This is a genomic window from Mycobacterium sp. 050128, from assembly GCF_036409155.1.
Taxonomy (GTDB): Bacteria; Actinomycetota; Actinomycetes; order Mycobacteriales; family Mycobacteriaceae; genus Mycobacterium.
In genome coordinates this window covers 172,313-195,130 of the sequence record NZ_JAZGLW010000001.1, presented here as the reverse complement: position 1 = coordinate 195,130, position 22,818 = coordinate 172,313, and the positions used below count along the sequence as shown (strand labels likewise).

The 22,818-nt window shown below is 65.1% G+C and carries 20 protein-coding genes; 12 read left to right on the top strand and 8 right to left on the bottom strand.

The window, feature by feature from the left end; genetic code table 11:
• Nucleotides 1-64 precede the first annotated feature (64 nt).
• The gene (locus tag SKC41_RS00985; protein WP_330978711.1) at nt 65-769 is read right to left on the bottom strand and encodes an MspA family porin; all 705 of its coding nucleotides are present in this window, start codon (nt 767-769) and stop codon (nt 65-67) included.
• Nucleotides 770-1,269: 500 nt separating this feature from the next.
• Between SKC41_RS00985 and SKC41_RS00980 the strand changes: the two genes are divergently transcribed.
• A complete protein-coding gene (locus SKC41_RS00980; RefSeq protein WP_330975911.1) occupies nt 1,270-2,136 on the top strand; it encodes a 3-hydroxyacyl-CoA dehydrogenase family protein in 867 nt (288 codons plus the stop codon).
• Here SKC41_RS00980 and SKC41_RS00975 read toward each other — a convergent pair.
• The 3 genes from SKC41_RS00975 to SKC41_RS00965 all read right to left on the bottom strand — a co-directional run bounded on the left by SKC41_RS00975 (nt 2,133) and on the right by SKC41_RS00965 (nt 3,835).
• Nucleotides 2,133-2,369 (bottom strand): hypothetical protein, encoded by a 237-nt coding sequence (locus SKC41_RS00975; RefSeq protein WP_090600764.1) that lies wholly within the window; start codon nt 2,367-2,369, stop codon nt 2,133-2,135. The two genes, SKC41_RS00980 and SKC41_RS00975, sit on opposite strands and share 4 nt — an antisense overlap.
• 74 nt (nt 2,370-2,443) lie before the next feature.
• Complete coding sequence (locus SKC41_RS00970) at nt 2,444-3,061, bottom strand: TetR/AcrR family transcriptional regulator (RefSeq protein ID WP_330975910.1); 618 nt, start codon at nt 3,059-3,061, stop codon at nt 2,444-2,446.
• 3 nt (nt 3,062-3,064) lie between these two features.
• Nucleotides 3,065-3,835 (bottom strand): SDR family NAD(P)-dependent oxidoreductase, encoded by a 771-nt coding sequence (locus SKC41_RS00965; RefSeq protein WP_330975909.1) that lies wholly within the window; start codon nt 3,833-3,835, stop codon nt 3,065-3,067.
• Nucleotides 3,836-3,877: 42 nt separating this feature from the next.
• On the opposite strand from SKC41_RS00965, the gene SKC41_RS00960 reads away from it, so the two are divergent.
• The 4 genes from SKC41_RS00960 to SKC41_RS00945 are packed head-to-tail and all read left to right on the top strand — an operon-like array spanning nt 3,878 to nt 8,078.
• A complete protein-coding gene (locus SKC41_RS00960) occupies nt 3,878-5,131 on the top strand; it encodes an alkyl sulfatase dimerization domain-containing protein (protein ID WP_330975908.1) in 1,254 nt (417 codons plus the stop codon).
• Nucleotides 5,128-5,877, top strand: coding sequence for an SDR family NAD(P)-dependent oxidoreductase (locus SKC41_RS00955; RefSeq protein WP_330975907.1), 750 nt, complete (start codon nt 5,128-5,130; stop codon nt 5,875-5,877). The genes SKC41_RS00960 and SKC41_RS00955 overlap by 4 nt, the downstream gene beginning before the upstream one ends.
• Before the next feature lie 3 nt (nt 5,878-5,880).
• Nucleotides 5,881-7,074: a sulfotransferase family protein gene (locus SKC41_RS00950; RefSeq protein WP_330975906.1), complete on the top strand. Its 1,194-nt coding sequence runs from the start codon at nt 5,881-5,883 to the stop codon at nt 7,072-7,074.
• Nucleotides 7,071-8,078 carry a zinc-dependent alcohol dehydrogenase gene (locus SKC41_RS00945; RefSeq protein ID WP_330975905.1) on the top strand — a complete coding sequence of 336 codons (1,008 nt, stop codon included), beginning with the start codon at nt 7,071-7,073 and terminating at the stop codon, nt 8,076-8,078. The genes SKC41_RS00950 and SKC41_RS00945 overlap by 4 nt, the downstream gene beginning before the upstream one ends.
• Here the strand turns inward: SKC41_RS00945 and SKC41_RS00940 are convergent.
• Together SKC41_RS00940 and SKC41_RS00935 are read right to left on the bottom strand one after the other, a co-directional pair.
• Complete coding sequence (locus tag SKC41_RS00940; RefSeq protein WP_330975904.1) at nt 8,075-9,496, bottom strand: phytoene desaturase family protein; 1,422 nt, start codon at nt 9,494-9,496, stop codon at nt 8,075-8,077. The two genes, SKC41_RS00945 and SKC41_RS00940, sit on opposite strands and share 4 nt — an antisense overlap.
• Nucleotides 9,493-11,298 (bottom strand): DUF3556 domain-containing protein, encoded by a 1,806-nt coding sequence (locus tag SKC41_RS00935; RefSeq protein WP_330975903.1) that lies wholly within the window; start codon nt 11,296-11,298, stop codon nt 9,493-9,495. Before SKC41_RS00935 ends, SKC41_RS00940 begins: the two co-directional genes overlap by 4 nt.
• 138 nt (nt 11,299-11,436) lie before the next feature.
• Between SKC41_RS00935 and SKC41_RS00930 the strand changes: the two genes are divergently transcribed.
• Nucleotides 11,437-12,714 carry a PucR family transcriptional regulator gene (locus SKC41_RS00930; RefSeq protein WP_330975902.1) on the top strand — a complete coding sequence of 426 codons (1,278 nt, stop codon included), beginning with the start codon at nt 11,437-11,439 and terminating at the stop codon, nt 12,712-12,714.
• 522 nt (nt 12,715-13,236) lie between these two features.
• Entirely contained in the window at nt 13,237-13,812 is a 576-nt protein-coding gene (locus tag SKC41_RS00925) for an HdeD family acid-resistance protein (protein WP_330975901.1), read from the top strand.
• Here SKC41_RS00925 and SKC41_RS00920 read toward each other — a convergent pair.
• Nucleotides 13,809-15,029 carry a PucR family transcriptional regulator gene (locus SKC41_RS00920; RefSeq protein WP_330975900.1) on the bottom strand — a complete coding sequence of 407 codons (1,221 nt, stop codon included), beginning with the start codon at nt 15,027-15,029 and terminating at the stop codon, nt 13,809-13,811. The two genes, SKC41_RS00925 and SKC41_RS00920, sit on opposite strands and share 4 nt — an antisense overlap.
• A gap of 141 nt (nt 15,030-15,170) precedes the next feature.
• Here SKC41_RS00920 and SKC41_RS00915 point away from each other — a divergent pair, with 141 nt between their 5' ends.
• The 5 genes from SKC41_RS00915 to glgX all read left to right on the top strand — a co-directional run bounded on the left by SKC41_RS00915 (nt 15,171) and on the right by glgX (nt 21,990).
• A complete protein-coding gene (locus SKC41_RS00915; RefSeq protein WP_330975899.1) occupies nt 15,171-16,682 on the top strand; it encodes a long-chain-fatty-acid--CoA ligase in 1,512 nt (503 codons plus the stop codon).
• A gap of 2 nt (nt 16,683-16,684) precedes the next feature.
• Nucleotides 16,685-18,388 (top strand): PHA/PHB synthase family protein, encoded by a 1,704-nt coding sequence (locus SKC41_RS00910; protein ID WP_330975898.1) that lies wholly within the window; start codon nt 16,685-16,687, stop codon nt 18,386-18,388.
• The gene (phaZ, locus tag SKC41_RS00905) at nt 18,385-19,230 is read left to right on the top strand and encodes a poly(3-hydroxyalkanoate) depolymerase (RefSeq protein WP_442931498.1); all 846 of its coding nucleotides are present in this window, start codon (nt 18,385-18,387) and stop codon (nt 19,228-19,230) included. The genes SKC41_RS00910 and phaZ overlap by 4 nt, the downstream gene beginning before the upstream one ends.
• Nucleotides 19,227-19,448, top strand: a complete 222-nt coding sequence (locus SKC41_RS00900; RefSeq protein ID WP_330975896.1) for a hypothetical protein — start codon at nt 19,227-19,229, stop codon at nt 19,446-19,448. The genes phaZ and SKC41_RS00900 overlap by 4 nt, the downstream gene beginning before the upstream one ends.
• Before the next feature lie 424 nt (nt 19,449-19,872).
• Complete coding sequence (glgX, locus tag SKC41_RS00895; RefSeq protein WP_330975895.1) at nt 19,873-21,990, top strand: glycogen debranching protein GlgX; 2,118 nt, start codon at nt 19,873-19,875, stop codon at nt 21,988-21,990.
• A gap of 225 nt (nt 21,991-22,215) precedes the next feature.
• Here glgX and SKC41_RS00890 read toward each other — a convergent pair whose 3' ends face one another.
• Nucleotides 22,216-22,752 (bottom strand): permease, encoded by a 537-nt coding sequence (locus SKC41_RS00890; RefSeq protein WP_330975894.1) that lies wholly within the window; start codon nt 22,750-22,752, stop codon nt 22,216-22,218.
• Nucleotides 22,753-22,818 lie beyond the last annotated feature (66 nt).

The window sequence follows — 22,818 nt, the reverse complement described above, 5'->3', positions numbered from 1 at the left end:
CAGGCAAAACGACACACGGCCACGAGGGAGTGCGGACTGGGTGAGGGCTCCAAAGATGCGAAGCTTAAACAGTTTTGGTGACACCGACATACGACAGCACCACATCGGATTCGTCGGTCACCTGAGTCAGCGTCGCGAAGGAGCGGATAAACGACTGACCCACGCATCCGTCGATTTTGACGTGGAAGCCGGTGATGATCACCCGGGGGTGTGGCCCCTTGAATTCTTTTCTCACGACCGGCACCACAACGACAATGCCGGGCTTAAGACCCACGGTGATCACCCCGTTCATCGGTGTGGTCACCAACGGCACAACACCCGGCACACCGGTCAACAGCCCGGTGAAGCCTAGGCCTGGACTGACGCCCGCGCTGCCTGCCATCGTGACGCCGTTCGACGTGCTCATATCGATTCCGCAGCCGATCTCGTAACCCACTTCGAGGACGCCCCGAGGCTGCTCGGGCCCGTCCAGCGAAGCGACGAATGTTCCGCGCGCGAGGTATTCGCGAGATGAGACCGCGGTGGTCAGCGGCGCAACGGGAACTTGCGACTCGTCCTTCGCCCCGAGGGCCAGGGTCCAGCCTTCGGGCGACACATAGGTAACCGGATCGGCCGAGGGCACCTGCCCTTCGACCGGCGCTACCGCGGCCGCGGGTGCGGCCACCGGAGCGGGATCAGGATCAGAATCGGGGTCGGCGGTCGTTGGAGGCGCCATGGTCACTGATGTGACAAGGCAAACCGCGACAACCGCGGCGCGGCGAAAGACCACGGTCATCGGTCTCACGCGCGTCACGGTACGGACTGTCTTATTCGAGTTGCGGGAGGCCCGAGCCGAGAGAGCGGAGTTGTTATTTATTCGTAATTGCGATGCGCTGCGAGTGCGCAACCCTGAGGCGACACAGTTTGTTCGGCAGACAGCTAGAATTTGTAGCGGCAGAGAGGACGACGATATGAAGCGTCATATGTGCGCTCGCGCCCTGCTCGTCGGTGCAATGAGCGCTGCGGCACTCGCGGCCAGCACCGGCACAGCGAACGCGGACTCGGACGCCTTCGGCGTGCCTTCGCCCGGGATCATCGATTTCCTCTTGACGAACACTCCCTCATTGTTCGCTGATCCATCCGACGAAGGTGGTCGGAAAGCGAACTCGGATCGGGTCGGAATGTATTGCGAAAATCTATTGGTGCACTGCCACTGAAAACACAAGTTCCGGCGATCTTTGTCGCTCAGCGACAAATCCCGGCGCGCAGCCGCGGACTTAACATGCACATGTGACCGGTTCGTACACCTACACCTTCGAAGACATCCAAAAACGCCCCGTCGCGGTGATCGGCGCGGGTACTTTGGGCCGCCGCATCGCCTTGATGTTCGCCACCCGCGGCGGAACGGTGCGAATCTACGCGCGGCGCAAGGAACAACGTGACGAAGCCATCCAGTACGTGACCCAGGCCCTGCCGAAGGTATTGGCCGACAGGGGATTAGGCGAAGCCGGCGTCGTGACCGCCACCGGATCGCTCGACGAGGCGTTGGACGACGCGTGGCTGGCCGTCGAGTCGGTCCCCGAGAAGCTCGAGATCAAGATTCCCTTGTGGGGCGAGATCGACCGGGCGGCGCCGGCGGGCACCATCTTCGGGACCAACTCGTCGTCCATCCCGTCGCGGCTAATGGGCGAAAACATCGGCGACAAAGCACGTTTGTGCAACATGCACTTCTACATGCCACCGGACATCAACGCGATCGAGTTGATGTCGAATGGCCAGACCGACCGCGGTCTGCTCGACACGCTGCTGACGGTGCTACCCGAATTCGGCCTGCATCCCTTCGAAGCGCGCAAGGAGAGCACGGGCTTCATCTTCAATCGCATCTGGGCGGCCATCAAGCGCGAGTCCCTCGCCGTGGTCGCCGAGGGCGTGGCCCGCCCCGAGGATATCGACGGGGTGTTCAAGCTCGTTCTGGGCGTGTCGGTCGGCCCGTTTCAGATGATGGACCTGGTCGGCCTGGACGTCGTGCTCGACATCGAAAACCACTACGCCGCCGAGCTTCCGCACCTGCCGAAGAGCGTGCGCGATCTGCTGCAGTCCTACATCGACGCCGGCAAGCTCGGCATCAAGACCGGCGAGGGCTTCTACCGGTACTAGTTGCTGAGCACCAGCTTCCAGTTGCCGTTGACGTTGCGGTCCGGCACGCACCAGAAGTTGTTCCAGTTGCCCGGAGTCGTCGCCTTCACGCCCGGGCCGGCGTCCTGACAGGCCTGCCGCGTCGGGTAGTTGCCCTCGGTCTGAATCGTGTCGGCGTTGCTGACGCCTAGTCCGGCCGTCATCAACCCCGCAAAAGCCAGCACACCGGCGGCAAACAGTCGCTTCATGTTCATCCAATCCTTCGTGGAACGTCGGCGATAACGTTAAGCCTTGTCAGGCGGCAGCATAGGGCTTTTCGCCGCGATGCTTATGCCCGCTGCAGCGAGACCGCGGTGGCTACGGCTTCCAGCAGCCGGGTGAGTTGCCCGGCGTTGCTGATCGTGCGGTCTCCGCCGGCGAGCCGGGTGAACACGCCCGCGATGAACGTGGTGACGGCCGTCGTCTGCGCGTCGAGCAGTTCGGGGTCGTCGGTGCCCGGCTGTAGGTGGGCGATCGCCTCGCGGGTCATCGCGTTCATCCGGGCGACGAACGCCTGGGACGTTTCGGCCAGATCGGGATCGCGCACCGCCCCCATCAGCAATTCATGGCGGGCCCGGTTCAGCATCAGCCCGGGCCCGTCGGCCTGCATGATGGTCAGCTCGGCCAGGTGTGCGAACGGCGAAAGAGGGTCGAGCGGCTCGTCGATCACCGACTGCAGGTTGGCGACGTCGATCTCGGCGACCCGTTTGCCGACGCCTCGTAACAGCGCGGCGCGGGTTCGGTAGTAGTAGGACGTGGTGCCGTCCGGCACTCCCGCGCACCGATCGACCCGTCCGTGCGTCAGCCCACGCGATCCCTGCTCGGCCAGCACCTGGATCGCGGCGTCACACAGTTCGCGCCGGCGCTCGTCGCCGTTGCGTTGCCGGGACCGGGTGCTGGCTGCCATAGGTCACCGAAGGACGGTGCCGCCGTCGATGTTGACGACCTGACCGTTGATCCATTCGCCTTCCTCGGACAACAGGAAGGCGACCAATGCGGCGATGTCCTCCGGATCGCCGACGCGGGTTCCGCGAATGCGCTTCAGCGCTCCGGCCTGCAGGTCCGGCCATTGCGGAACGGAGCGGATGGCCTCGGTCGCGGTGAACCCCGGCGCCACGGCGTTGCAGCGGATGCCGTCCTTGCCCCACCTGGAGGCGACGTGGCGGGTCAGCGCACCGATGCCGGCCTTCGCGGTGGCGTAGGCGGGTCGGGCGGGCTCGCCCTGGAACGCCGCCGCCGAGGACATGTTGACGATCGCGCCGCCCCCGCTGGCGAGCATGCGCGGAATCGCGTATTTCATCGCGGCCACATAGCCGCGCAGGTTGACGGTCATCACGCGATCCCACACGTCGAAGTCGATGTCGACGACATCGGTGTCCGCCCGGATCGTGCTCATGTCCGCGCCGACGTTGAACAACAGGTCGACTCCGCCGAAAGTCGTTGCGGCCGAATCGATCAGATTGGACACCGACGCGGGATCGGCGAGATCGAACCCGACGTGGGTTGCCGTGCCGCCGGCTGCCGAGATGCGCGCCGCGGTCTGCGCCGCGGCGTCGGCCGCGATGTCGCCGACGACGACCCGGCAGCCTTCCGCCCCGAGCCGGGCGGCGGTCGCGGCGCCGATGCCGGTGGCGCCACCGACCACAACCGCAACTCGTTCGGCCATCCCGCGCAATCCCATGAGTATTGACTTTACCTCTAGAACTGTAGAGGATCGCAAGTCATGGCCGGAATTCACCGGGAGCGGCCCGGGGCCGCCGATCTAGCGGCGGCAACCGACACTCCCGCGTCGCCGCTCGGCGACGACATCTGGATGTCGCGCGGCGTCTCCAATTCCTACGCGGTCGCCACCGACGACGGACGGGTCATCGTCAACGCCGGCCTGGTATTCGAGGGCCCGTTGCACCGCAAGGCCTTTGCCGACGTGCCCGGCCCGACCCGGGCCATCGTCGTCACGCAGGGTCACGCCGACCATTGGGGCGGGGTGCACACGCTGCGCGACGACGGCACCTCCAAAACCCAAGTGATCATGCACCGCAACTACCGGTACTGGCGTGACGACAACACGCTGCTGATGGGCTATCGCGTGCCCAAGACGTCGTTCGCCTTCCAGAAGTTCTCCGACGCCGTGCTCGAGCACTTCAAGACCATCGACCCGGCGACGATCGACTTCTCCTTCCCGGAGCCGACCACAACATTCGACCGCCACCATGAATTCACGGTCGGCGGCCGGCGGATCGAGCTGGCCTGGACGCCCGGCGGTGAGACCACCGACGCGCTGGTGGTGTGGCTGCCCGAGGATCGAATTCTGTTCAGCGGCAATCTGTTCGGCCCGTTGTTCGGCCACGTCCCGAATCTGATGACGATTCGCGGCGACCGATACCGCGACCCGATTCTCTACATCGAATCGCTGAACACCGTGCTGGAGTACGGGCCGCGGCGACTGATCACCGGCCACTTCGACCCGATCGACGGTGCCGATCGTATCGCCGAGGAAGTCACCGCGATGCGCGACGCCATGCAAGCCGTGCACGACCGCACTGCCGAGCTGATGAATGCCGGCGCCGATATCCACACGGCGATGCGCGAGGTCACGGTGCCCGAGTGGCTCGACATCGGCGAGGGCTACGGCAAGACCGCCTGGAACGTGCGCGCCATCTGGGAGATGTACACCGGATGGTTCCGGCATCGCTCCACCACCGAGCTCTACGGCGTAGCACCGGATTCCGTTGCGGCCGATGTGGTTAACGCTGCCGGAGCCGACGCCCTGGTCGACGCGGCCCGCGCGCACGTCGACAACGGGCGTCCGCTGCAGGCGATACACCTGACCGACCTCATACTCATTGCACAACCCGCACACCCGGCGGCACGCGCGGTCGCCGCCGACGCCCACGAGGCGTTGCTCGCCGCTGCCGGAAACTTCTGGGAAAAGGCCTGGCTCACCAAATCCATCAACGAATTGAGGACCGACTCATGAATTCCGTCAAGTTCGACTTCACCGGCACTAATGTGCTGGTGACCGGCGGGACCAGCGGCATCGGTAACGCGATTGCCGCCGAGTTCGCCAAGGCGGGCGCCGCTGTCACGGTGACCGGCACCCGCGGGTCGACCGCCGACTATTCCGAGACGGATCTGAGCGCATTCACCTACCGCCAGTGCCTGATCCAGGATCCCGACGCGGTCGACGCGCTGGCGGACTCGCTGGGCGAACTCGACGTCTTGATCAACAACGCCGGCGGCCCGTACCCTGCGGGCGACGAGTACGACCCGGACGGCTACGTCGCGTCGGTGACGCAGAACATGTTGGGCCCCATGCGGTTGACGATGCGCTGCCATGAGCGCCTGAAGGCAAGCGAAGCGGCCGGCGGTGCCAGCGTCGTCAGCGTGGTCTCGATGTCCGCCTTCCGTTCGGCGGTCTTCGTGCCGGGCTATGCCTCCTCGAAAATGGGTCTGCTCGCGTTGACGATGAATCTGTCGCGTCGCTGGGCCGACGACGGCATCCGCGTCAACGCCATCGCGCCCGGCCTGATCGACACCCGAATGACGCACCCTGCCATGGGAATTCCCGAAGTGATGGACGTCGAGATTGGCTTTCACACGCCGTTGGGCAGACCCGGAACGCCCCAGGACTGCGTCGGCGCGGCACTGTTCCTCTGTACCGACGCCGCGTCGTACATCACCGGCAGCACGATCGCCGTCGACGGCGGATACCTGACGGTCTGAATCATGAGCGACCCCAAAGATCTCGACAACGTCGCCACCCCCGATGACGTCTTCAAGCTGGCGTCACAGCGCACCGGCCTCACCGAAATCGATTCCGACTCTTGGCGAGACGGATTGCAGCTGATTCTCGACGACCTCAACAACTCGCCGGCGTTCACCCGGTACGGGCGCGAACGCATCTTGACGGACTCGACCGCGGCCCTGGGCCGGCGGATGCAGGTCCACGGCTACATCCAGGAGCATCCGGAGGTGCTCGACGCGCCGGTCGAGCGGCCGCTGGTCGTTCTCGGTATGCCGCGCACCGGCACCACCGTGATCAGTTACCTGCTGGACCAGGACCCGGGCCGCCGCTCGCTGTTGCACTGGCAGTGCGTGGACCCGATACCACCGGCGCCTACCGAGAGGTTGCGCACCGACCCGCGCTGCCTGGCCCTGCTGGAGGAACAGCGCAAGATCCTGGAGATGGTGACGCAGGCGAAAGTACCGCTGCCACACTGGGAAGACGCCGACGGCCCGACCGAGGACATGTTCATTCACAACCAGGACTTCAAGGGCCTGTCCTGGGACTCGTTCCTGTCGAGCGCGCGCTACTCCGAATGGCTGTTCGACGAGACCGATATGACGAGCACCTACGAATACCAGAAGCGGTATCTGCAGGTGCTGCAGTCCACCGCGCCCGGCGCATGGAGCCTGAAGATGCCGTCGCACTCGGTGCACATCGAGGCGCTGCTGAAGGTCTTTCCCGACGCCCGGCTGGTGTGGGCGCATCGCGACCCGTACAAGGCCACCGGGTCGCTGGCCAACCTATGGAAGCTGCCCAAAGGGATGACGCATTATCCCGAGGCTGTCGATCTGGAGGCCATGGGGCGCAACGCAATGTGGCAGATGCGCTATCACGTGGACCGGCCGTTGCGGGCCCGCGAGCGCATCGGCGACGAGCGCTTCTTCCACATGTACTACCACGAGATGATGCGCGACCCGATGGACGTGATGCGACGCCTTTACGAGTGGGCCGGCGATCCGCTGACCGCGGAAGCCGAAGCGCGCATGTGCAATTGGCTCGCCGAGCATCCGCAGGATCGGTTCGCGCTCAACTCCTACAGCCTCGACCAATACGGCCTGAGCGTTGAACAACTCGAGCCGGTCTTCGCCGAATACCTGGACACCTTCGACATCGAACTCGAGGCAGCGCCATGAAAATCTCCGTGGTCACCGGGCCGGGAAAGGCAGAGGTGCTCGAGGTCGACCGTCCGCAGCCCGGCGCGAACGACGTGCTGGTCCGGATGCGCGCCTGCGGCATCTGCGGTTCCGACGCGTTCTACATCACGATCGGGGGTATCCCGCCGCGCCAGGGACACACACCGCTCGGACACGAACCGGCGGGCGAAGTCGTCGAAGTCGGCGACCAGGTGTCCGGCATCGCCGTCGGCGATCACGTCGTGATCAATCCAATGGCCGCACCCAGCGGCATCATCGGCAACGGGGGCGCGGCCGGTGCGCTCGCGGATTACCTGTTGATCGAAAACGCGCTTCGCGGAACAAGTCTCGAAGTCATTCCCAGCCACATCCCGTGGGAGGTAGCCGCGCTCAACGAGCCGATGGCCGTCGCCCGCCACGGCGCCAACCAGTGCAAACCCAAGCCGACGGACAAGGTCGCCATCTTCGGTGCCGGCCCGATCGGCCTGGGCGCCACGCTGGCGTTCAAATCCCTTGGGGTAAGCCATGTGGTGGTCGTGGACCTGATTCCCGCCCGGCTGGAGAAGGCGCTGCAGATCGGGGCCGACGCGGTGATCAATTCCGCAGAGGAGCGCGTCGTGCAGCGCCTGATCGAATTACACGGCGCGGGTGAGTCGATGTTCCCGGGCAAGGCCGGAACGAACATCTACCTCGACGCGGCGGGGGCGTCCGCGGTGATCGATACCGCACTGGCCGCCGCCAAAAAGGGTGCGACCCTGGGAATCGTTGGCGTCCACAAGGAGCCGGTGCCCGTCGAGTTCGTCAACATCATGAGCAACGAGATCACCATTGTCGGCTCGATGGGATATCCCGATGAGATCTTCGAGGTGACCAGGGACATCGTCGCGAATTGGGAGAAGTATGCGGTGATCGTCAGCCACACAATCCCGTTCGACAGTGTCGGTGAGGCACTCGAACTCGCCAGCACGCCCGGCGCGGCCGACAAGGTCGTGGTGACCTTTTAGCCCCGTTCGGCCAGGTAGTCCAGCGCGAGTTTGGCGGCGTTGGCGCCGCACATGCCGTGCGCGCCGGGCCCGGGTGGGGTGGCCGCCGAGCAGATGTACATGCCGGGAATGCCAATGGTATAGGGCGACAGCGTGATTCGTGGGCCGAAGGCGAGCTGGCGAATGTCCTTCGAGCCGGTCATGATGTCGCCGCCGGCGTAGTTGGCGTTGTAGGTGGCCATCTCCGTCGTTGTGCGAACGGTGTGCCCGACGATGCGCTCGGAGAAGCCGGGTGCGAATCGCTCGATCTGGGCGATGATCGCCTCGGTGGCGTCACCGGTGTAGCCGTTGGGGACGTGCGCATAGCTCCACACCGGATGCGTATTGCCCACTGACCGTTGCGGATCGGCCAGATATTGCTGACCTATCAGCACGAACGGCCGCTTGGGCATGCGCCCGGCGTGGATGTCGCGCTCCGCCGCGGCCAGCTCCGCGTAAGTGCCGGCCAGATGCACCGTGCCGGCTCGGTGCGCGTCCGGGTTGGTCCAGGGCACGCCGCCCTCGACGGCGAAGTCGACCTTGAACGCGCCGGGGCCACGCCGGAACCTGGTGAAGGCGGCCGAAATTCGGCGGGGGAGACGGTCTCCCAGAATGCCGGCGACCGCGCTGGGCGCGAGATCGAACATCGTGACGTCTGCCGTCGGCAGCTGCGACGTGTTCTGCACCCGGACGCCGGTTTCGATCTTGCCGCCCAAGTCGCTCAGCAGCGCGACCATCGCGTTGGCGATCGACTGTGATCCACCCTCGGCCACCGCCCAGCCGTGCCGGTGCCCGGCCGCGATGATGCCCATCCCGATGGCGGAGGTCATCGGGTAGTGCAGCGGCCGGAAGGCGTGGGCCGCAACACCACCGAACAAGGCCCGGGCTTGCTCGGTGCGGAACACCCGCGCGAACGTCGACGCGGGAAGCACCGTGGGTGCACCGAACCGGGCCAGGATCAACGGATGATGCGGGACCCGCAACAGCGGCCCCATGATGTCGTCGCTCAACTCGTCGAATCGCGAGGCGGGGTAGCCGAACGCGAGGCGCCAGCGCGTCCCGTCACGTCCCAAACCCGCCGCCGTCTGCTCGACCGAGCGGTACAGCACACCGGCGCTGCCGTCGTCGAGCGGATGGACGCAATCGATCTCCGGCCAGCGCCACGACAATCCGTACCGCTGCAGGTTGAAGCCGCTCAGGAACTGCGAGCCGACGGCCATCGGGTGAATCGCCGAACAATGGTCGTGCAGCAGGCCCGCAACGATGGCCTCGCTGCTGCGGGTGCCGCCGCCAACCTCGTCGGCGGCTTCGAGCACGGTGACCTGCACACCCTGGGCGGCCAGGCGGATGGCGGCGGCCAGCCCGTTAGGCCCGCTACCCACCACTACTGCGGTACTCATGCCAGCGCTCCGTGACCGTGTTGTTGGTCGTCCCGGACGACCGGTTTGGTGCCGCTTAGGGACCATTCCACGTTAGTCGGGATCGGCCCGTTAGGGAGCCAGGGCTGTTCGGCGACCGCGTCGGCCACCCTCCAGGTGCCCCGCTCGACCACACCGAGGGCCGCGTCGATCAGCTGGTAGTGCTGGACACCGCTGCCGAAGGCCTCCGACTCGACCCAGGCGATCACGCACTCGCCCGGTTCGAACGCGGCTTCGCGCTGCACGGCCCGGATCATGTCCGCGTTGTGCAGGTGACCATCGCCGAAGTTGAAGCCGATCAACGAGTTGCAGACGAACTCGCCCTCGCGCACCGTGCGGCCGTCGATGTCGGGCAGGTGGGTCAACAGCAACGAGTACAGGCCGCGACCCTGGCTGTGCATGCTTCGCCACGCCGTGGTCTTCTGCAAGGTGATCTCCGCCCACCGCGGCTCGTAACCGGCCGCGACGAACTGGTCGAGCTGATTGGCTGCCGAGCGGGTGACGTTGTTCAGCTTCTGCTCCGCACCCGGCGCGAACGTCCACAGCGCCGAGGCCCAGTTGCCCGCGTACTGACGCATCGACGGCAAGAACGACACCTTGTCCGGCCGCAGATTGCCCAGCGCCGGGTAGAACAGCAGCGCGCCGGCGACGATGAACGCTAGCCAACCCGGCGTCATGTTCCACGGGGCGTACCGGTTCCAGTTCGGGAAGCCGAGGAACAGGAAGATCGTCGTGTAGGCGAAAACCACGTTCCATTCCAGCGGCACCGCCAGTGGAAAGGTGGAAATGATGAACAGGTGAAAGCCCACCATCAACAACACCGCGAGCAGCGTCACCCACTTGTTGGTGGAGAAGAACAGCACCAGCGGAGCCAGGATTTCGACGGTGGTGCCATTGACGTGTGCCATGAAGTCGGCCAGTCGCGACGGCCGCATATCGCGCGGAAATTCGCGATAGTGGGCCCGCTTTACCCATTTAGGCGCGAATATCGTGTTGCTCACCATCGGTGGGATGACGTTGGAGAAGTGCTTGCCGAACTTCGAGAAGCCGGCGCCGATCCAGACCACCACGATGACCATTTTCAGCGCGATGATCATGTTGACAAACGGCAGCGCGGCGAAGATGACGAGGACCGGCAAGTACTGCTCGCCGCGCGCGGCCAGGAAAATGGTCTTGTCCCGCAGACCGATCAGCACCAGTAGCGCGATCGGCGCGATCAGCAGGGCGGGGCTGACGAGACCGGATGTGTTGTCCGGCAATGCCTCTGAGAGCGAATCGCTGTGGACGCCCGGTGACAGCAGCGGCACGGCCAGGCTTGCCAGCAGCGCCAGATAGACCACGACGTCTAACCGGTTGCGCCGGTCGCCACCGGTGAACGGCACCCACTTCCAGGGACGCAGCCGGATCGTTCCCGGCCGGGCCCAGAACAGGATGCCTCCGGTCATCGGCTTGACCTTGCCGGCCAACGGGCCCCACGAGCCGGCCACGCCAATGGCTTCGAGGAGCACCGTCCACAGAATGACCTTTTGATAGACGATTGGCTGATTCCACCATTCGGTGACATGCCAGAAGGCGGGCAGACCTGACGTCGCCGTCGCAACGGTGATACCGCCAATAGCGAAGAACGCGACCAGCTTCACGACATAGATGGTGTGGATCATCTTGGGTGAGCCGAAGCCGTTTTCGGCCCAATTGGTGACGAGGATCCGCATTCGTTCCATCAACGGCTTCGCCAGGAAGGTATCCGGATCAACGTCGGGGAGATACGGCTTCGTGAACCCCATCGGAGTTGCTCCTTTGCTGGCGGGTTTCGGTGTGGCCACAACGTAGGAAATCGGGCGGGTCGCCAAGCAGTTGGCGGCCGACGAATTTGCGAACGGGAATTGTCGCCGGAAGACAACCCGAGGTCTACCGTCAAAGGGATGGCGAAAGCGCAGATCGGCAGCGACGTTGAGGTCAGCCGGCACGTCGCCGAGACCGCCGACCGATTGCACCGTCGGCTGGCCGAACTGGCCGCGGTGATGCACCGCTCCCTGGTAGGTCAGATTCCGGAATTGCCCGGCGATGAGCGGTTAACCGAGCTTCTCGGGGCCAGCGTCGAGGGAAATGTGGACGCGATTCTGCGTGCATTGCGCTACGACATCGCCGTCGAGCGGGTCGAGGCGCCGACCGCAGCGCTGGAGTACGCCCGGCGATTGGCACAACACGGCGTGCCCGTCAACGCGCTCGTTCGCGCGTATCGGCTCGGTCAGCGGCTGATGAATGAGTTGGTCTTTGCGGAAGTGCGCGCGCTCGATATCTCCGAACAGATGAGGTACGCGGTCATCGAGGCGATCAGCGCCACGCTGTTCGAATACATCGACTGGATCTCGCAACAGGTCGTCGCTTGCTATGAAGACGAACGTGAACGTTGGCTGGAGAACCAGAACAGCCTGCGCGTCCTGCGGGTGCGGGAAATCCTTGCCGCGACCAAGGCCATCGACGTGGATGCGACCTCCACGTCGATCCGCTATCCGCTGCGCTGGCACCACCTCGGCCTCGTGCTCTGGTACCCGGATACGAGCACCGAAGGCCGCGAACTCGCTGGGCTGCAACGGTTTCTGCGCGAACTGGGCGAAGCCGCCGGTGCGGCCGCAGGCTCGCTGTTCGTCGCCGCCGATCAAACCTGCGGATGGGGTTGGCTGCCTTACCGTGCGATGATGCCCGACGCCGCGGCGAAAGTTCGCCAATTCGCGCTGACGCGACCGGATTTCCCGAGTGTGGCGATCGGGACACTGTCGCACGGCATCGAGGGCTTCCGCCGATCACACCGGGAAGCGCTAAACGCCCGCCGCGTTGCGATGGTCGGCAAGCGGGAGCCGACGGTGATTGCGGCCACTGACCCGGGTTTGTCCATCGCGGCGCTGCTCAGCGGTGACGTTGCGGACACCCGCGCCTGGGTGCTCGACGTGCTTGGCGACCTGGCAGGCGACGACGAGAACGACGCGCGGCTGCGTGAGACGTTGCGCGTCTTTCTGGGCTCCGGCTGCAGCTACAAGACGGCGGCCGAGGTGCTCAACCTGCACTTCAACACGGTGAAGTACCGCGTCGGCCGCGCCGTCGCCCGGCGCGGCCGCGAGATCGGCGACGATCGGCTCGATATCGAACTCGCGTTGCTGGTCTGCCATTGGTACGGCATCGCCGTTTTGCAGCCGAGATGAGCGGGTTGGAGCAGCTCAAGCGCCCAGACGCGCGGTTGTAGCGCGGCGCCCGACGTTGGCCGCAACGCGGTCCCGGGTGCTGATTTGCGGCTGGGGCGTCAGCGCGTGGACGGCGGTGATGATTGCGGGCAGGAGCACGGGGGATAAGACCAAAAGGAGGATGAGGACGGGCAGCAACATGGGGTCACCTGATTTCTCCGCGCGCGCGGAAGAGCTGAAATAGATTGTGGTACTGGACGATTCGAGCCGGTCGCGGTCAGCTGGCTGCTGAGGGGCGCGGCGCTGGGTTCGTCGTGAAACCTATTGGCGCCGCCGTGTGCCGGCGATGTCGCGCAGCGACCAACTTGCGCGAAGGCGTTGTCTCCAAACGACAACTCGTCGGCGCCGGGGCGACGTTACCGCCTGGGCGCGCACCGTACCTCAGCCGGTTCCGTCGGTCATTGTTCGCTATACCCGTGCGCGATGCGCAATTGTGTCGCCGCGGACATTTTCTTTTCATCGAATGTGGCTAATGATATTGAGATGGCTATTCGCGACGACACCGTTTTCGAAGGTCCTTTGCAAGCACTCGCCCGCAGCGCCTGGCAAGTGCTCCTCCTCACCGGCATCCTGGCGGTTGCGCTGGGTGTCATTGTCCTGGCCTGGCCAGGACAGACGCTATTTGTGGCAGGCGTCCTGTTCGGCATCTACCTGGTGGTTTCCGGAATCGGCTACGTGTTTGCCGCCTTCGGTTCACACGCCGGCGCCGCGATGAGAGTGTTGACGTTCATCACCGGCATCGTGTCGCTGATTCTGGGATTCTTTTGCTTCCGCGAAGAATTCGAGGCGGTGACGCTTTTGGCAATCTGGATCGGCATCAGCTGGCTGTTCCGGGGGATGACGCTGCTTGCCGCGGCGTTGTCGTTGGACCACATGCCGGGCCGCGGCTGGCAGGCGCTGTCGGGGTTGGTGATCGTGGTCGGTGGTGCCGTACTGATCGTCTCGCCGCTGCACTCGATCGCTGTGCTGACCTTGGTCGCCGGCTGCTGGCTGATCGCCATCGGCATCGTCGACGTGATCAGCGCATTCCAGGTTCGCAGCCGGACCAAGGCCGCCTAGGGCAGTCGCGCTTCGACCTCCAGAGCCAGACACAGCTCGGCGATGTCTCGGGGCCGAGAAAGGGATCGGCCGGTCAACTCCTCGACACGGTGCAGCCGGTGCCGCACCGTGTTGGGGTGGCAATAGATCTTGGCGGCGGTGTCGTTTGCGGAACCGCCGACCTCCACCCAGGCGCGGAACGTGCCGAGCAGAATGGTGCGTTCCTCGTCGGGCAGCTCGTCGAGTCGCTGCAGCACCAGTGATTTGATCCTCGTCATGACCTCGGGGGCACTGACCGCGGCGACGGCGAGCGGAGTGTCGTCGAAGACCGTGATCAGTGAGCCGCCGACGGCCTTCCCCGTGACCGCCAGCCGGGCTAACCGCAACGCGTCGCTGGTTTCGGCGAGCTCGAGGAAGGGCGGACTGATGCCGACCCTGGCGGTCGCGGCGTGCTCGAGCACCTCAACGAGCGTGCCCAGGGCTTCTGGTACCGGTCCGCTCAGATGGACGATGCCGACCTGTAAGTCGGGCAACAGTCGCCACGCGGAACGGATATCACGGGCGGACAGCTTGTTCTCGATCGCTGGAAGCCCCAGCTTGCCAATGGCGGGCAATTCCGCGGCCACGACGGTATACGGCCCCGAAGTCGGCAGCCGCAGCAAATCGGCTGCCTCCCAAAGACTTTGGCTGTCGGTAATCCTGTGTGACAGCAAAGCTTCCACCAATGCCGAGCGCTCTTCCTCGCGCTCGAGAATCTGCGCGGTCAACTGCTGACGGTAGGCGTTGCTCATCGCCTGGGTGAAGATTTCCTGGGCGAGGAAGACCCGCGCCGTGGCGTCCAGGATGGAGTCGGTGGGAATTGCCGCGGCGCGCGCGGTGGCCAGCGTCTGTTCCCACATGAAGCGGAATCCGATTCGGTAGGCGGTCATCACGGCCGGCAGGGGTACACCCGCGACTGCGCGTTCTGTACCGGTGCGCTCCGCGGGCGCAACATTGGCATCGCCCTCACGGTTGAGCGAGTCGAAGATGAACGTCAGGTTCGCGACACAACTTTCGACGACGTCATCCTTCGCAACGACGTTGCCGTCGCGGTAGGCGTCGATCTCCCGGCAGAGCAGATCCGCCATCTGCGCGCCTAATCTCGGGGCGCGCGCCAACATGAGCCTGCCGAGTTCGACCACGAATGGATCGGCGGCGGCGTCACGCGGGACGCCGTCGGTCTTCGATGCGACGCTCATATCGAAACCCTATTCCGGGCATTGCCCGATGTGAACGGTCACACCGAATCCGTCCCGCTGTTGTTTTCGGCGACATTGTCCTGCGCAGATTCCGGAATGACGATGGAAACGGCACCACAGCACGTTTCCGAAAGGCATCCCATGACCGCCCTCAGCGCCAGTCTCGTCGCATCGAAGGATCGCCACCCCCAACGCGTAGCGCTGCGGTGCGACGGCCTGCAATTCACCTTCGCGGAGCTCGACGACGCGGCCGCGCGGGTAGCGACACTGCTGGAGCAGGCCGGCGTGGAGCCGGGCGATCGGGTGGGCATCATGCTGCCCAACACCCCGGCCTTCGCGATCGCGTTTTACGGCATCATCTACCGCGGCGCGGTCGCGGTTCCGATGAACCCTTTGCTCAAGGCCCGCGAGGTGGCGTACTACCTGTCCAACAGCGGCGCCAAGGCATTGTTCGCGACGCCGGCGTTCGCCGACCAGGCCACCGCGGGCGCCGCGGAGGTTCGGGCGCGGTGCTGGGTTGTCGACGACACCGCGCTCACCGACGTGATCGCGGGCCTGCCGGCTCAGAGCTCACCGGTCGATCGCGCCGACGACGACGTGGCGGTCATCCTGCACACGTCGGGCACGACCGGAAAACCCAAGGGCGCCATGCTCACCCACGGCAATTTGGCCCGTAACGCCGACGTAGCCGTCCGCACCCTGGTCGAAACCGGTCCGGACGACGTGATCATGGGCTGCCTGCCGCTTTTCCACGTCTTTGGATTGACCTGCGGGCTCAACGGGGCCGTCCTCGCGGGTGCGACGCTGACGCTCATTCCCCGGTTCGACCCGCGCAAGGCCCTGGAAGTGATTGAGCGGGATGGCGTCACGGTGTTTGAGGGGGTGCCGACCATGTACTCGGCGCTGCTGAGCGTGTCCGAAGAGGCCGCCCCCGAAGCGACACGGAGTCTGCGGACCTGCGTCTCAGGCGGTGCGGCTCTTCCGGTGCAAGTACTCGCCGACTTCGAAAAGGCGTTCGGTTGCGCCGTTCTCGAGGGATACGGCCTATCCGAGAGTTCTCCGGTCGCCGCCTTCAATCATCCGCACCGGCCGCGCAAGGCCGGCTCGATCGGCACGCCGATCGAGGGCGTGGAAATGCGGGTCGTCGACCTGGATGGGGTGGAGGTTCCGCAAGGGCAAAGGGGTGAGATCCAGATCCGGGGCCACAATGTGATGAAGGGTTACTGGAATCTTCCCGACGCCACCGAGGCCACGATCACGCCTGACGGCTGGCTGCGCACCGGCGACGTCGGCCGCATCGACGAGGACGGCTATTTCTACATCGTCGACCGGACCAAAGACCTGATCATTCGAGGCGGGTACAACGTTTACCCCCGCGAGATCGAGGAGGTGCTCTACGAGCACCCGGGGGTGGCCGAAGCCGCCGTCATCGGCATCCCGCACGACTCCCTCGGCGAGGAAGTCGGTGCCGCAATCGCTCTCAAGAAGGGCGCTGCGGTCACCGCCGACGAACTGCGCGAGTACGTCAAGGCCCGGGTAGCCGCATACAAATATCCGCGTCTGGTCTGGCTGGTTGATGCTCTGCCCAAGGGTCCCACCGGCAAGCTGCTGAAGCGCGAAATCGCCGTCCCGACAAGCGAAAGCACCCGCTAACCATGGCTGAAGCCCGGAATCCATCGAACGTCAGGGCCGACGAGCTGGCCGCCCCGCTCGATCTGCTACTCACCAGCGCCACCAAGCCATTCGCCGGCCGAATGACGCCGAACGCCACCTGGGCCCGCTTCGGCGCCGGCCTCGCCCAGCATCCGGGGGCGGTGGCCGACCGGGCCGGCACGCTGGCGCGCGAGCTCGGCAGTATCGCCACGGGTAAGTCACACCGTGTTCCGGCGCGCGCCGATAAGCGTTTCAGTGATCCTGCGTGGCAACAGAATCCGTTGCTGCACCGAATCATGCAGGCCTATCTGGCCGGCGCCGAGGCCGCCGAAGGGTTGCTCAACGACGCCGGGCTTGACTGGCGTGACAACGAGAAGATGCGGTTTGTGGTGGACAACCTGGTGGAAGGGCTGGCGCCGACCAACAACCCGCTGATCAGCCCACTGGGCTGGAAGGCGCTGATCGACACCGGCGGTCTGAGTGCGGTGCGAGGCGCGAAAGCCTTTGCCCGTGACATGCTTTCGAAGCCGCGAGTGCCGGCGATGGTCGAGCCGGACGCCTTCGCGGTGGGCGAGACCGTCGCCGTCAGCAAAGGTGCTGTCGTGCTGCAAACCTCGATGTTCGAACTGATCCAGTACATCCCGCAGACACCCAAGGTGCGCGCCATACCGTTGCTCATGGTGCCGCCGGTGATCAACAAGTACTACATCATGGACATCGCGCCGGGCCGCAGCATGATCGAATACTTCGTGCAGCAAGGGCAGCAAGTGTTCGTCATCTCCTGGCGCAATCCGCAAGCCCGCCATCGTGATTGGGGCTTCGATGCCTACGGCGCGGCGATCATCGAGGCGATGGACGCCGTGCAGAAGATCTCCGGGACGAACAGCACTCATCTGCTGGCCACCTGCTCGGGTGGCATCCTTGCTGCGATGACCGCGGCCCACCTCGGTGAGATCGGCGAGCAGGACCGGGTCGCGGGCCTGACTCTGGCGGTCACCGTGCTGGACGAGACCCGGGCCGGCTTCGCGGCCGCGTCGATGAGCGATCGCGCGGCGCAGGCGGCGATCCGGGTCTCCGGACATAAGGGCTACCTCGACGGACGCGACATGGCGGAGATGTTCGCCTGGCTGCGGCCCACCGACCTGGTGTGGCGGTACGTGGTGAACAACTATGTGCAGGGCCGCAAGCCGGCACCCTTCGACGTGTTGTTCTGGAATGCCGACACCACCCGGATGACGGCCGCCCTGCACCGCGACATGGTGCTGATGGGCCTGGGCAACGCGTTGGTCACCCCCGGGGCGGTCAGCATGCTGGGCAGCCCGGTCGACCTGTCCAAGATCACCTCAGACGCCTACGTCATCGGCGGTGTGGCCGACCACATTTCCCCGTGGCAGGCCACCTATCGCAGCGCTCGCCTGCTGGGCAGCAAGGACAACCGCTACGTGCTGTCCACCAGCGGCCACATCGCCGCACTGGTGAATCCGCCGGGCAATCCGAAGGCGTCGTACCGGACCGGTCCGGTCGATGTGGAGACCCCCGAGCAATGGCTGGATACGGCGGAAGAGTCGGCTGATTCCTGGTGGCCGGACTATGCGGCCTGGCTTGCCGAGCGCAGCGGTCCGGAGGTCGACGCTCCGAAAACGCTTGGTGGGGACGACCTGCCACCGCTCGGCCCGGCACCGGGCAGTTATGTGATGGAGAAATGAGAGCCACGCGCAGGCTGACACCGGTGAGCACTATTGGCGAACACCGATACGTCACCGCCGGCGGTCAACGGATCCGAGTGAACGTGCGGCCCGGAACCGGCGTGCCGCTGGTGCTGTGCAATGGCATTGGCGCCAGCCTGGAAGTGCTCGATCCGCTGGTGGAGCGCTTGAGTCCGGATGCGATGGTCCTCAGATTCGACGTTCCCGGCACCGGGGGATCTCCCACATCCGTTGCCCCCTATGGCTTTCCCTACCTGGCCTGGGTGCTTGGGCGGGTGCTGACCAAGCTGGGAATCGGCGAGGTGGACGTGCTCGGCCTGTCCTGGGGCGGCGCGCTTGCCCAGCAGTTCGCCTTCCAGAATCCGCGCCGCTGCCGGCGCCTGGTGCTGGTGGCGACGGGTACCGGCCTGCTAATGGTGCCCGCCCACCCGCGGGTGCTGGCGAAAATGGTTACCCCGCACAGGTTCTCGGACCCGGACTATGCCGCATCCATTGCCGGTGAGCTCTATGGCGGCACCGTCCGCGCGCACGGTGACGACGTTGCGCAACTGTTCGTGCGGCAATTGCACGCGGGTTCAAAAGTCGGGTACCTGCACCAGCTGCTCGCCGGTTCGGTCTGGACCAGCCTGTTCGCGCTGCCGGCGGTACGGCAGCAGACATTGGTCGTCGCGGGCACCGATGACCCGATCATCCCGGTGGTCAATGCCCGCATCATGCACGCATTGCTGCCGCATTCGCGGCTGCATCTGCATTCCGGTGGGCATATCGACCTGGTGCACAATGCAGTCGAACTTGCTCCCGTCATCGGGCAATTCCTGAACGAGCCAGGGCAACGACCGTGAGCCACGCCGACATTGAGGACATCGGTGCCTCTGACTTCTACTGCCACGAGCACTTGCCGGACGACGAGGAGCGCCAACCGCTACACGCTGTGCGCATGATCAGCGAATCAGCCAAGCAGCGTCCGCGGCCCACATTCTCCAGCTGCTCCTCGAGCACCAGCAAATTGCATGCCAGCTCGGCGGCCTTGCTGGAGGCTATCCAGCGCACCCATCGATGACCGCGGCACCCGGGGAGCCGGCCCCGCACCGCCGCTAGCCGACCGTCGTTCCCTGCCGAGCGTTCGTCAATGTTCGGCCGCACACAATGTTGCGCGGAAAATGGTTCGTGCGACAACGTCGGTCACTCGGCCAGATCCATCACGTTGCCGCTTACCGCTTATTGTCTGTCGGCATTGCTACACCTAGGCGGATTCCGGTGTCAGAAAACCGGTTTGGTGATGGAGTTTCGCGCGCATGTTACTGGCGACGGTAACTGTCAGTCTTGTCGCCGGATACCGTCGGTCTCCTGTTGCCGGTCACACAGGACGCCATTCTTGCGCGACGGATGACATATCGTACTCAGTTCTGAAAGGCTCGGAACGTAACCGTGACGGGAGCGGCTGGAATACGCGCCAGGCGGCTCGCGATGGAGGAGAAGACCGGATGGGCCACAAAATTCTTCCCGGCTGGTCATCACCTCTGGGCGCGACTACCAACCCGCATGGCACGAACTTCGCGGTTTCGTCGAGCGGCGAGCAGGTGACCCTGTGCCTGTTCGACGCTGACGGCACTGAGGAACAATTGGTTCTGCCGGAGCGTGACGGCGACGTTTGGCACGGGTTCGTTTCGGGGGTAGGGCCGGGGCAGTTCTATGGTCTCCGCGTCAGCGGGCCCTACGAACCCGAACGCGGCCTGCGCTACAACGCCGCCAAGCTGCTGCTCGACCCGTACGCTCGCGCAATCGAGGGCCAGGTGAGGTTCGGGCCCGAACTGCTCGGACACGCAACAGATAACCCATCCGCGCGAAGCCCGCTGGACTCGGCAGCTCACATGCCGCGCGGGGTGGTCCTCCCCGGCGCACCCGCCCCGACAGCACTCCGCCCACAGCACGCGCTCGCCGACACGATCGTCTACGAAGTGCACGTGCGCGGATTCACCGCCGCCCATCCCGGTGTGCCCTCGGAACTGCGCGGCACCTACGCCGGTTTGGCGCACGAGGCGGCGCTTGAGCACCTGATCCGTCTCGGTGTCACCACGGTGGAGTTGCTGCCGGTGCACCACTATGTGCCCGAGGAATTCCTGGTGGCGCGCGGTCTGACGAACTACTGGGGATACAACACAATCGGCTTCTTCGCCCCGCACGCCGGCTATTCCGCGGCCGTGCGGGCCGGCCGGCCCGGCGGCCAGGTCGAGGAATTCCGCGCAATGGTCGATACCTTGCATGCGGTAGGACTGGAGGTTGTGCTCGACGTGGTGTTCAACCACACCGCCGAAGGCGGACCCGGAGGTCCCACAATGTGCTACCGGGGCTTGGACAACGCCGCGTACTACCGCCTCGATCCTAAAGACCCAGGCTGCTACATCGACACCACCGGGTGCGGTAATTCGGTGAACACCGGAAACCCTGTCGCACTGCGGATGATCATGGATTCGCTGCGTTATTGGTTCGGCGAGATGGGTGTCGACGGCTTCCGTTTCGATCTGGCACCGACCCTGGGCCGGCAGGAGGGCGGCTTCGACCCGTTCTCGGCCTTTTTCGATTTGGTGGCTCAAGATCCACTCATTTCGCAGGCGAAGCTGATCGCCGAGCCGTGGGACGTCGGCCGGTGGGACAGCTACGACGTCGGCCGTTTCCCGCCGCTATGGAGCGAGTGGAACGGGCGCTTCCGCGACACCACCCGCGACTGGTGGCGCAGCCAGGACGGGATGCTGGGTGACTTCGCGTCGCGACTGTGCGGCTCGGCCGACATCTACGGCGGGCGTGGCGAGGGACGCCGCCCCAGCGCATCGGTCAATTTCGTTACCGTGCATGACGGCTTCACCCTGGCCGATCTGGTGTCCTACGACGGCAAGCACAACGACGCCAACGGCGAGGGTAATCGCGACGGCACCGACGACAACCGCTCCTGGAACTGTGGGATCGAGGGTCCGACAACGGATCCGGACGTGCTGGCGTTGCGGGCGCGACAGCAGCGGGCCTTTCTGGCGACCCTGTTGCTCTCGGCCGGTGTGCCGATGTTGCTGGGCGGCGACGAGGCCGGCCGGACCCAGCGGGGCAACAACAACGCGTACTGCCAGGACAACGAGATCACCTGGTTCGACTGGTCGACGATCGACCGCGACTTGCTGCGGTTCACAACGGATCTCATCGAGTTGAGGCGCCGTCATCCGGTGTTCCGACGGCGGCGCTTCCTCACCGGTCCAGCCGCTGCGGACTTGCGCTGGTTCACCGTGTCGGGGACGGAAATGACCGATCACAATTGGGCCGATCCCTTGGCGCGGAGCGTCTCCCTTTGGATAGACGGCTCAACGGACCCTGACGTCGACGCCGACGGCACACCACTGCTCGATGACGACTTCCTGTTCTTCGTCAACGCATGGTGGGAACCTCTGACCTTCACCGCCCCCGCCGATGCCTGCGCTCGCTGTTGGGACATCGTCTGTGACACGTTCGATCCTGCACGAACGGGCACTGCCGGCGCACAACTCGACGTCGGCCCGCGCTCGATCGTCGCGCTTCGGGGCCGCGCGGGTGACAAAACCCGGCCCGCAGGTGATTGACCGGCACGTCGAGATCGCCATGGGGAGGCTCCCGTTACGTTCCTTCGTATTGGTGGCGGGAGGGGCTGAATTGCTCGGGGCGCGAAGCGCCGACTCCACCTGGCGACTTCGCCGCTGAGCCAGGGAGGCGCGACGCGCGAGCGCGGGCAAAATCATGACGACCGCGTGGATCAAAGGATGACGAAACGTGTTGGGCTGCAGCGAGGATGGTGTGGTCGGCCAACGTTATCGCGGGCGTGCCTCCGCAAGCTGACGCCCGCGACGTCGGTATTGCATTGTCAACACGACCACCCCAACGAATACCAGCGCCGCGATGATCGCCCCGACCAGGGACGCTCCGCGGAATCCGGGTGCCTCCACGTCCATGATTCGTTGTCCCGCATGCGCGGCATTGCTGCCCCCGAACACGATGCTGAGCGTCATCAGATTCGGCAACGCCAACAGGAGCGCCAGTAGGGCCGCGATGCCGGCGATGACTCGCCCGCCGCGCTTGTGCCGAACCAGGACGGCCAGTAGCACCTGCAGCAACGGCACCAGTGTGCACAGTCCGCCGAAGAACAGACCCCACGCAATACCCCGGGCGAAACCTCTGTCGGACAGCTCGCCGATCCGCTCCGCCCACCAACGCGGGACGAACGCCGCCAGAATGAAATGCACGATGACGAGAACAGCGCCGACGCTCGCGAACAAGATCACTCGCTTGAGCCAGCTCGGCATTCCCGACTTCGAGGCCGTCGATCGATCCTTGGAGTCGGTGGCCACTAGGGCACCATACTTGTTGCTAGGCTGCTTACCGTTGGTTTGGCCGGTCAGGTCTCCCCGTCCGAG

Excerpts from the sequence above, each read along its gene's own strand:
- SKC41_RS00910 (WP_330975898.1), top strand. The coding sequence starts at position 16,685 with ATGGCTGAAGCCCGGAATCCATCGAACGTCAGGGCCGACGAGCTGGCC.
- SKC41_RS00915 (WP_330975899.1), top strand. The coding sequence starts at position 15,171 with ATGACCGCCCTCAGCGCCAGTCTCGTCGCATCGAAGGATCGCCACCCC.
- SKC41_RS00945 (WP_330975905.1), top strand. The coding sequence starts at position 7,071 with ATGAAAATCTCCGTGGTCACCGGGCCGGGAAAGGCAGAGGTGCTCGAG.
- SKC41_RS00975 (WP_090600764.1), bottom strand. The coding sequence starts at position 2,369 with ATGAACATGAAGCGACTGTTTGCCGCCGGTGTGCTGGCTTTTGCGGGG.
- SKC41_RS00925 (WP_330975901.1), top strand. The coding sequence starts at position 13,237 with ATGGCTATTCGCGACGACACCGTTTTCGAAGGTCCTTTGCAAGCACTC.
- phaZ (WP_442931498.1), top strand. The coding sequence starts at position 18,385 with ATGAGAGCCACGCGCAGGCTGACACCGGTGAGCACTATTGGCGAACAC.
- SKC41_RS00920 (WP_330975900.1), bottom strand. The coding sequence starts at position 15,029 with ATGAGCGTCGCATCGAAGACCGACGGCGTCCCGCGTGACGCCGCCGCC.
- SKC41_RS00960 (WP_330975908.1), top strand. The coding sequence starts at position 3,878 with ATGGCCGGAATTCACCGGGAGCGGCCCGGGGCCGCCGATCTAGCGGCG.
- SKC41_RS00965 (WP_330975909.1), bottom strand. The coding sequence starts at position 3,835 with ATGGGATTGCGCGGGATGGCCGAACGAGTTGCGGTTGTGGTCGGTGGC.
- SKC41_RS00970 (WP_330975910.1), bottom strand. The coding sequence starts at position 3,061 with ATGGCAGCCAGCACCCGGTCCCGGCAACGCAACGGCGACGAGCGCCGG.
- SKC41_RS00930 (WP_330975902.1), top strand. The coding sequence starts at position 11,437 with ATGGCGAAAGCGCAGATCGGCAGCGACGTTGAGGTCAGCCGGCACGTC.
- glgX (WP_330975895.1), top strand. The coding sequence starts at position 19,873 with ATGGGCCACAAAATTCTTCCCGGCTGGTCATCACCTCTGGGCGCGACT.
- SKC41_RS00940 (WP_330975904.1), bottom strand. The coding sequence starts at position 9,496 with ATGAGTACCGCAGTAGTGGTGGGTAGCGGGCCTAACGGGCTGGCCGCC.
- SKC41_RS00935 (WP_330975903.1), bottom strand. The coding sequence starts at position 11,298 with ATGGGGTTCACGAAGCCGTATCTCCCCGACGTTGATCCGGATACCTTC.
- SKC41_RS00950 (WP_330975906.1), top strand. The coding sequence starts at position 5,881 with ATGAGCGACCCCAAAGATCTCGACAACGTCGCCACCCCCGATGACGTC.
- SKC41_RS00955 (WP_330975907.1), top strand. The coding sequence starts at position 5,128 with ATGAATTCCGTCAAGTTCGACTTCACCGGCACTAATGTGCTGGTGACC.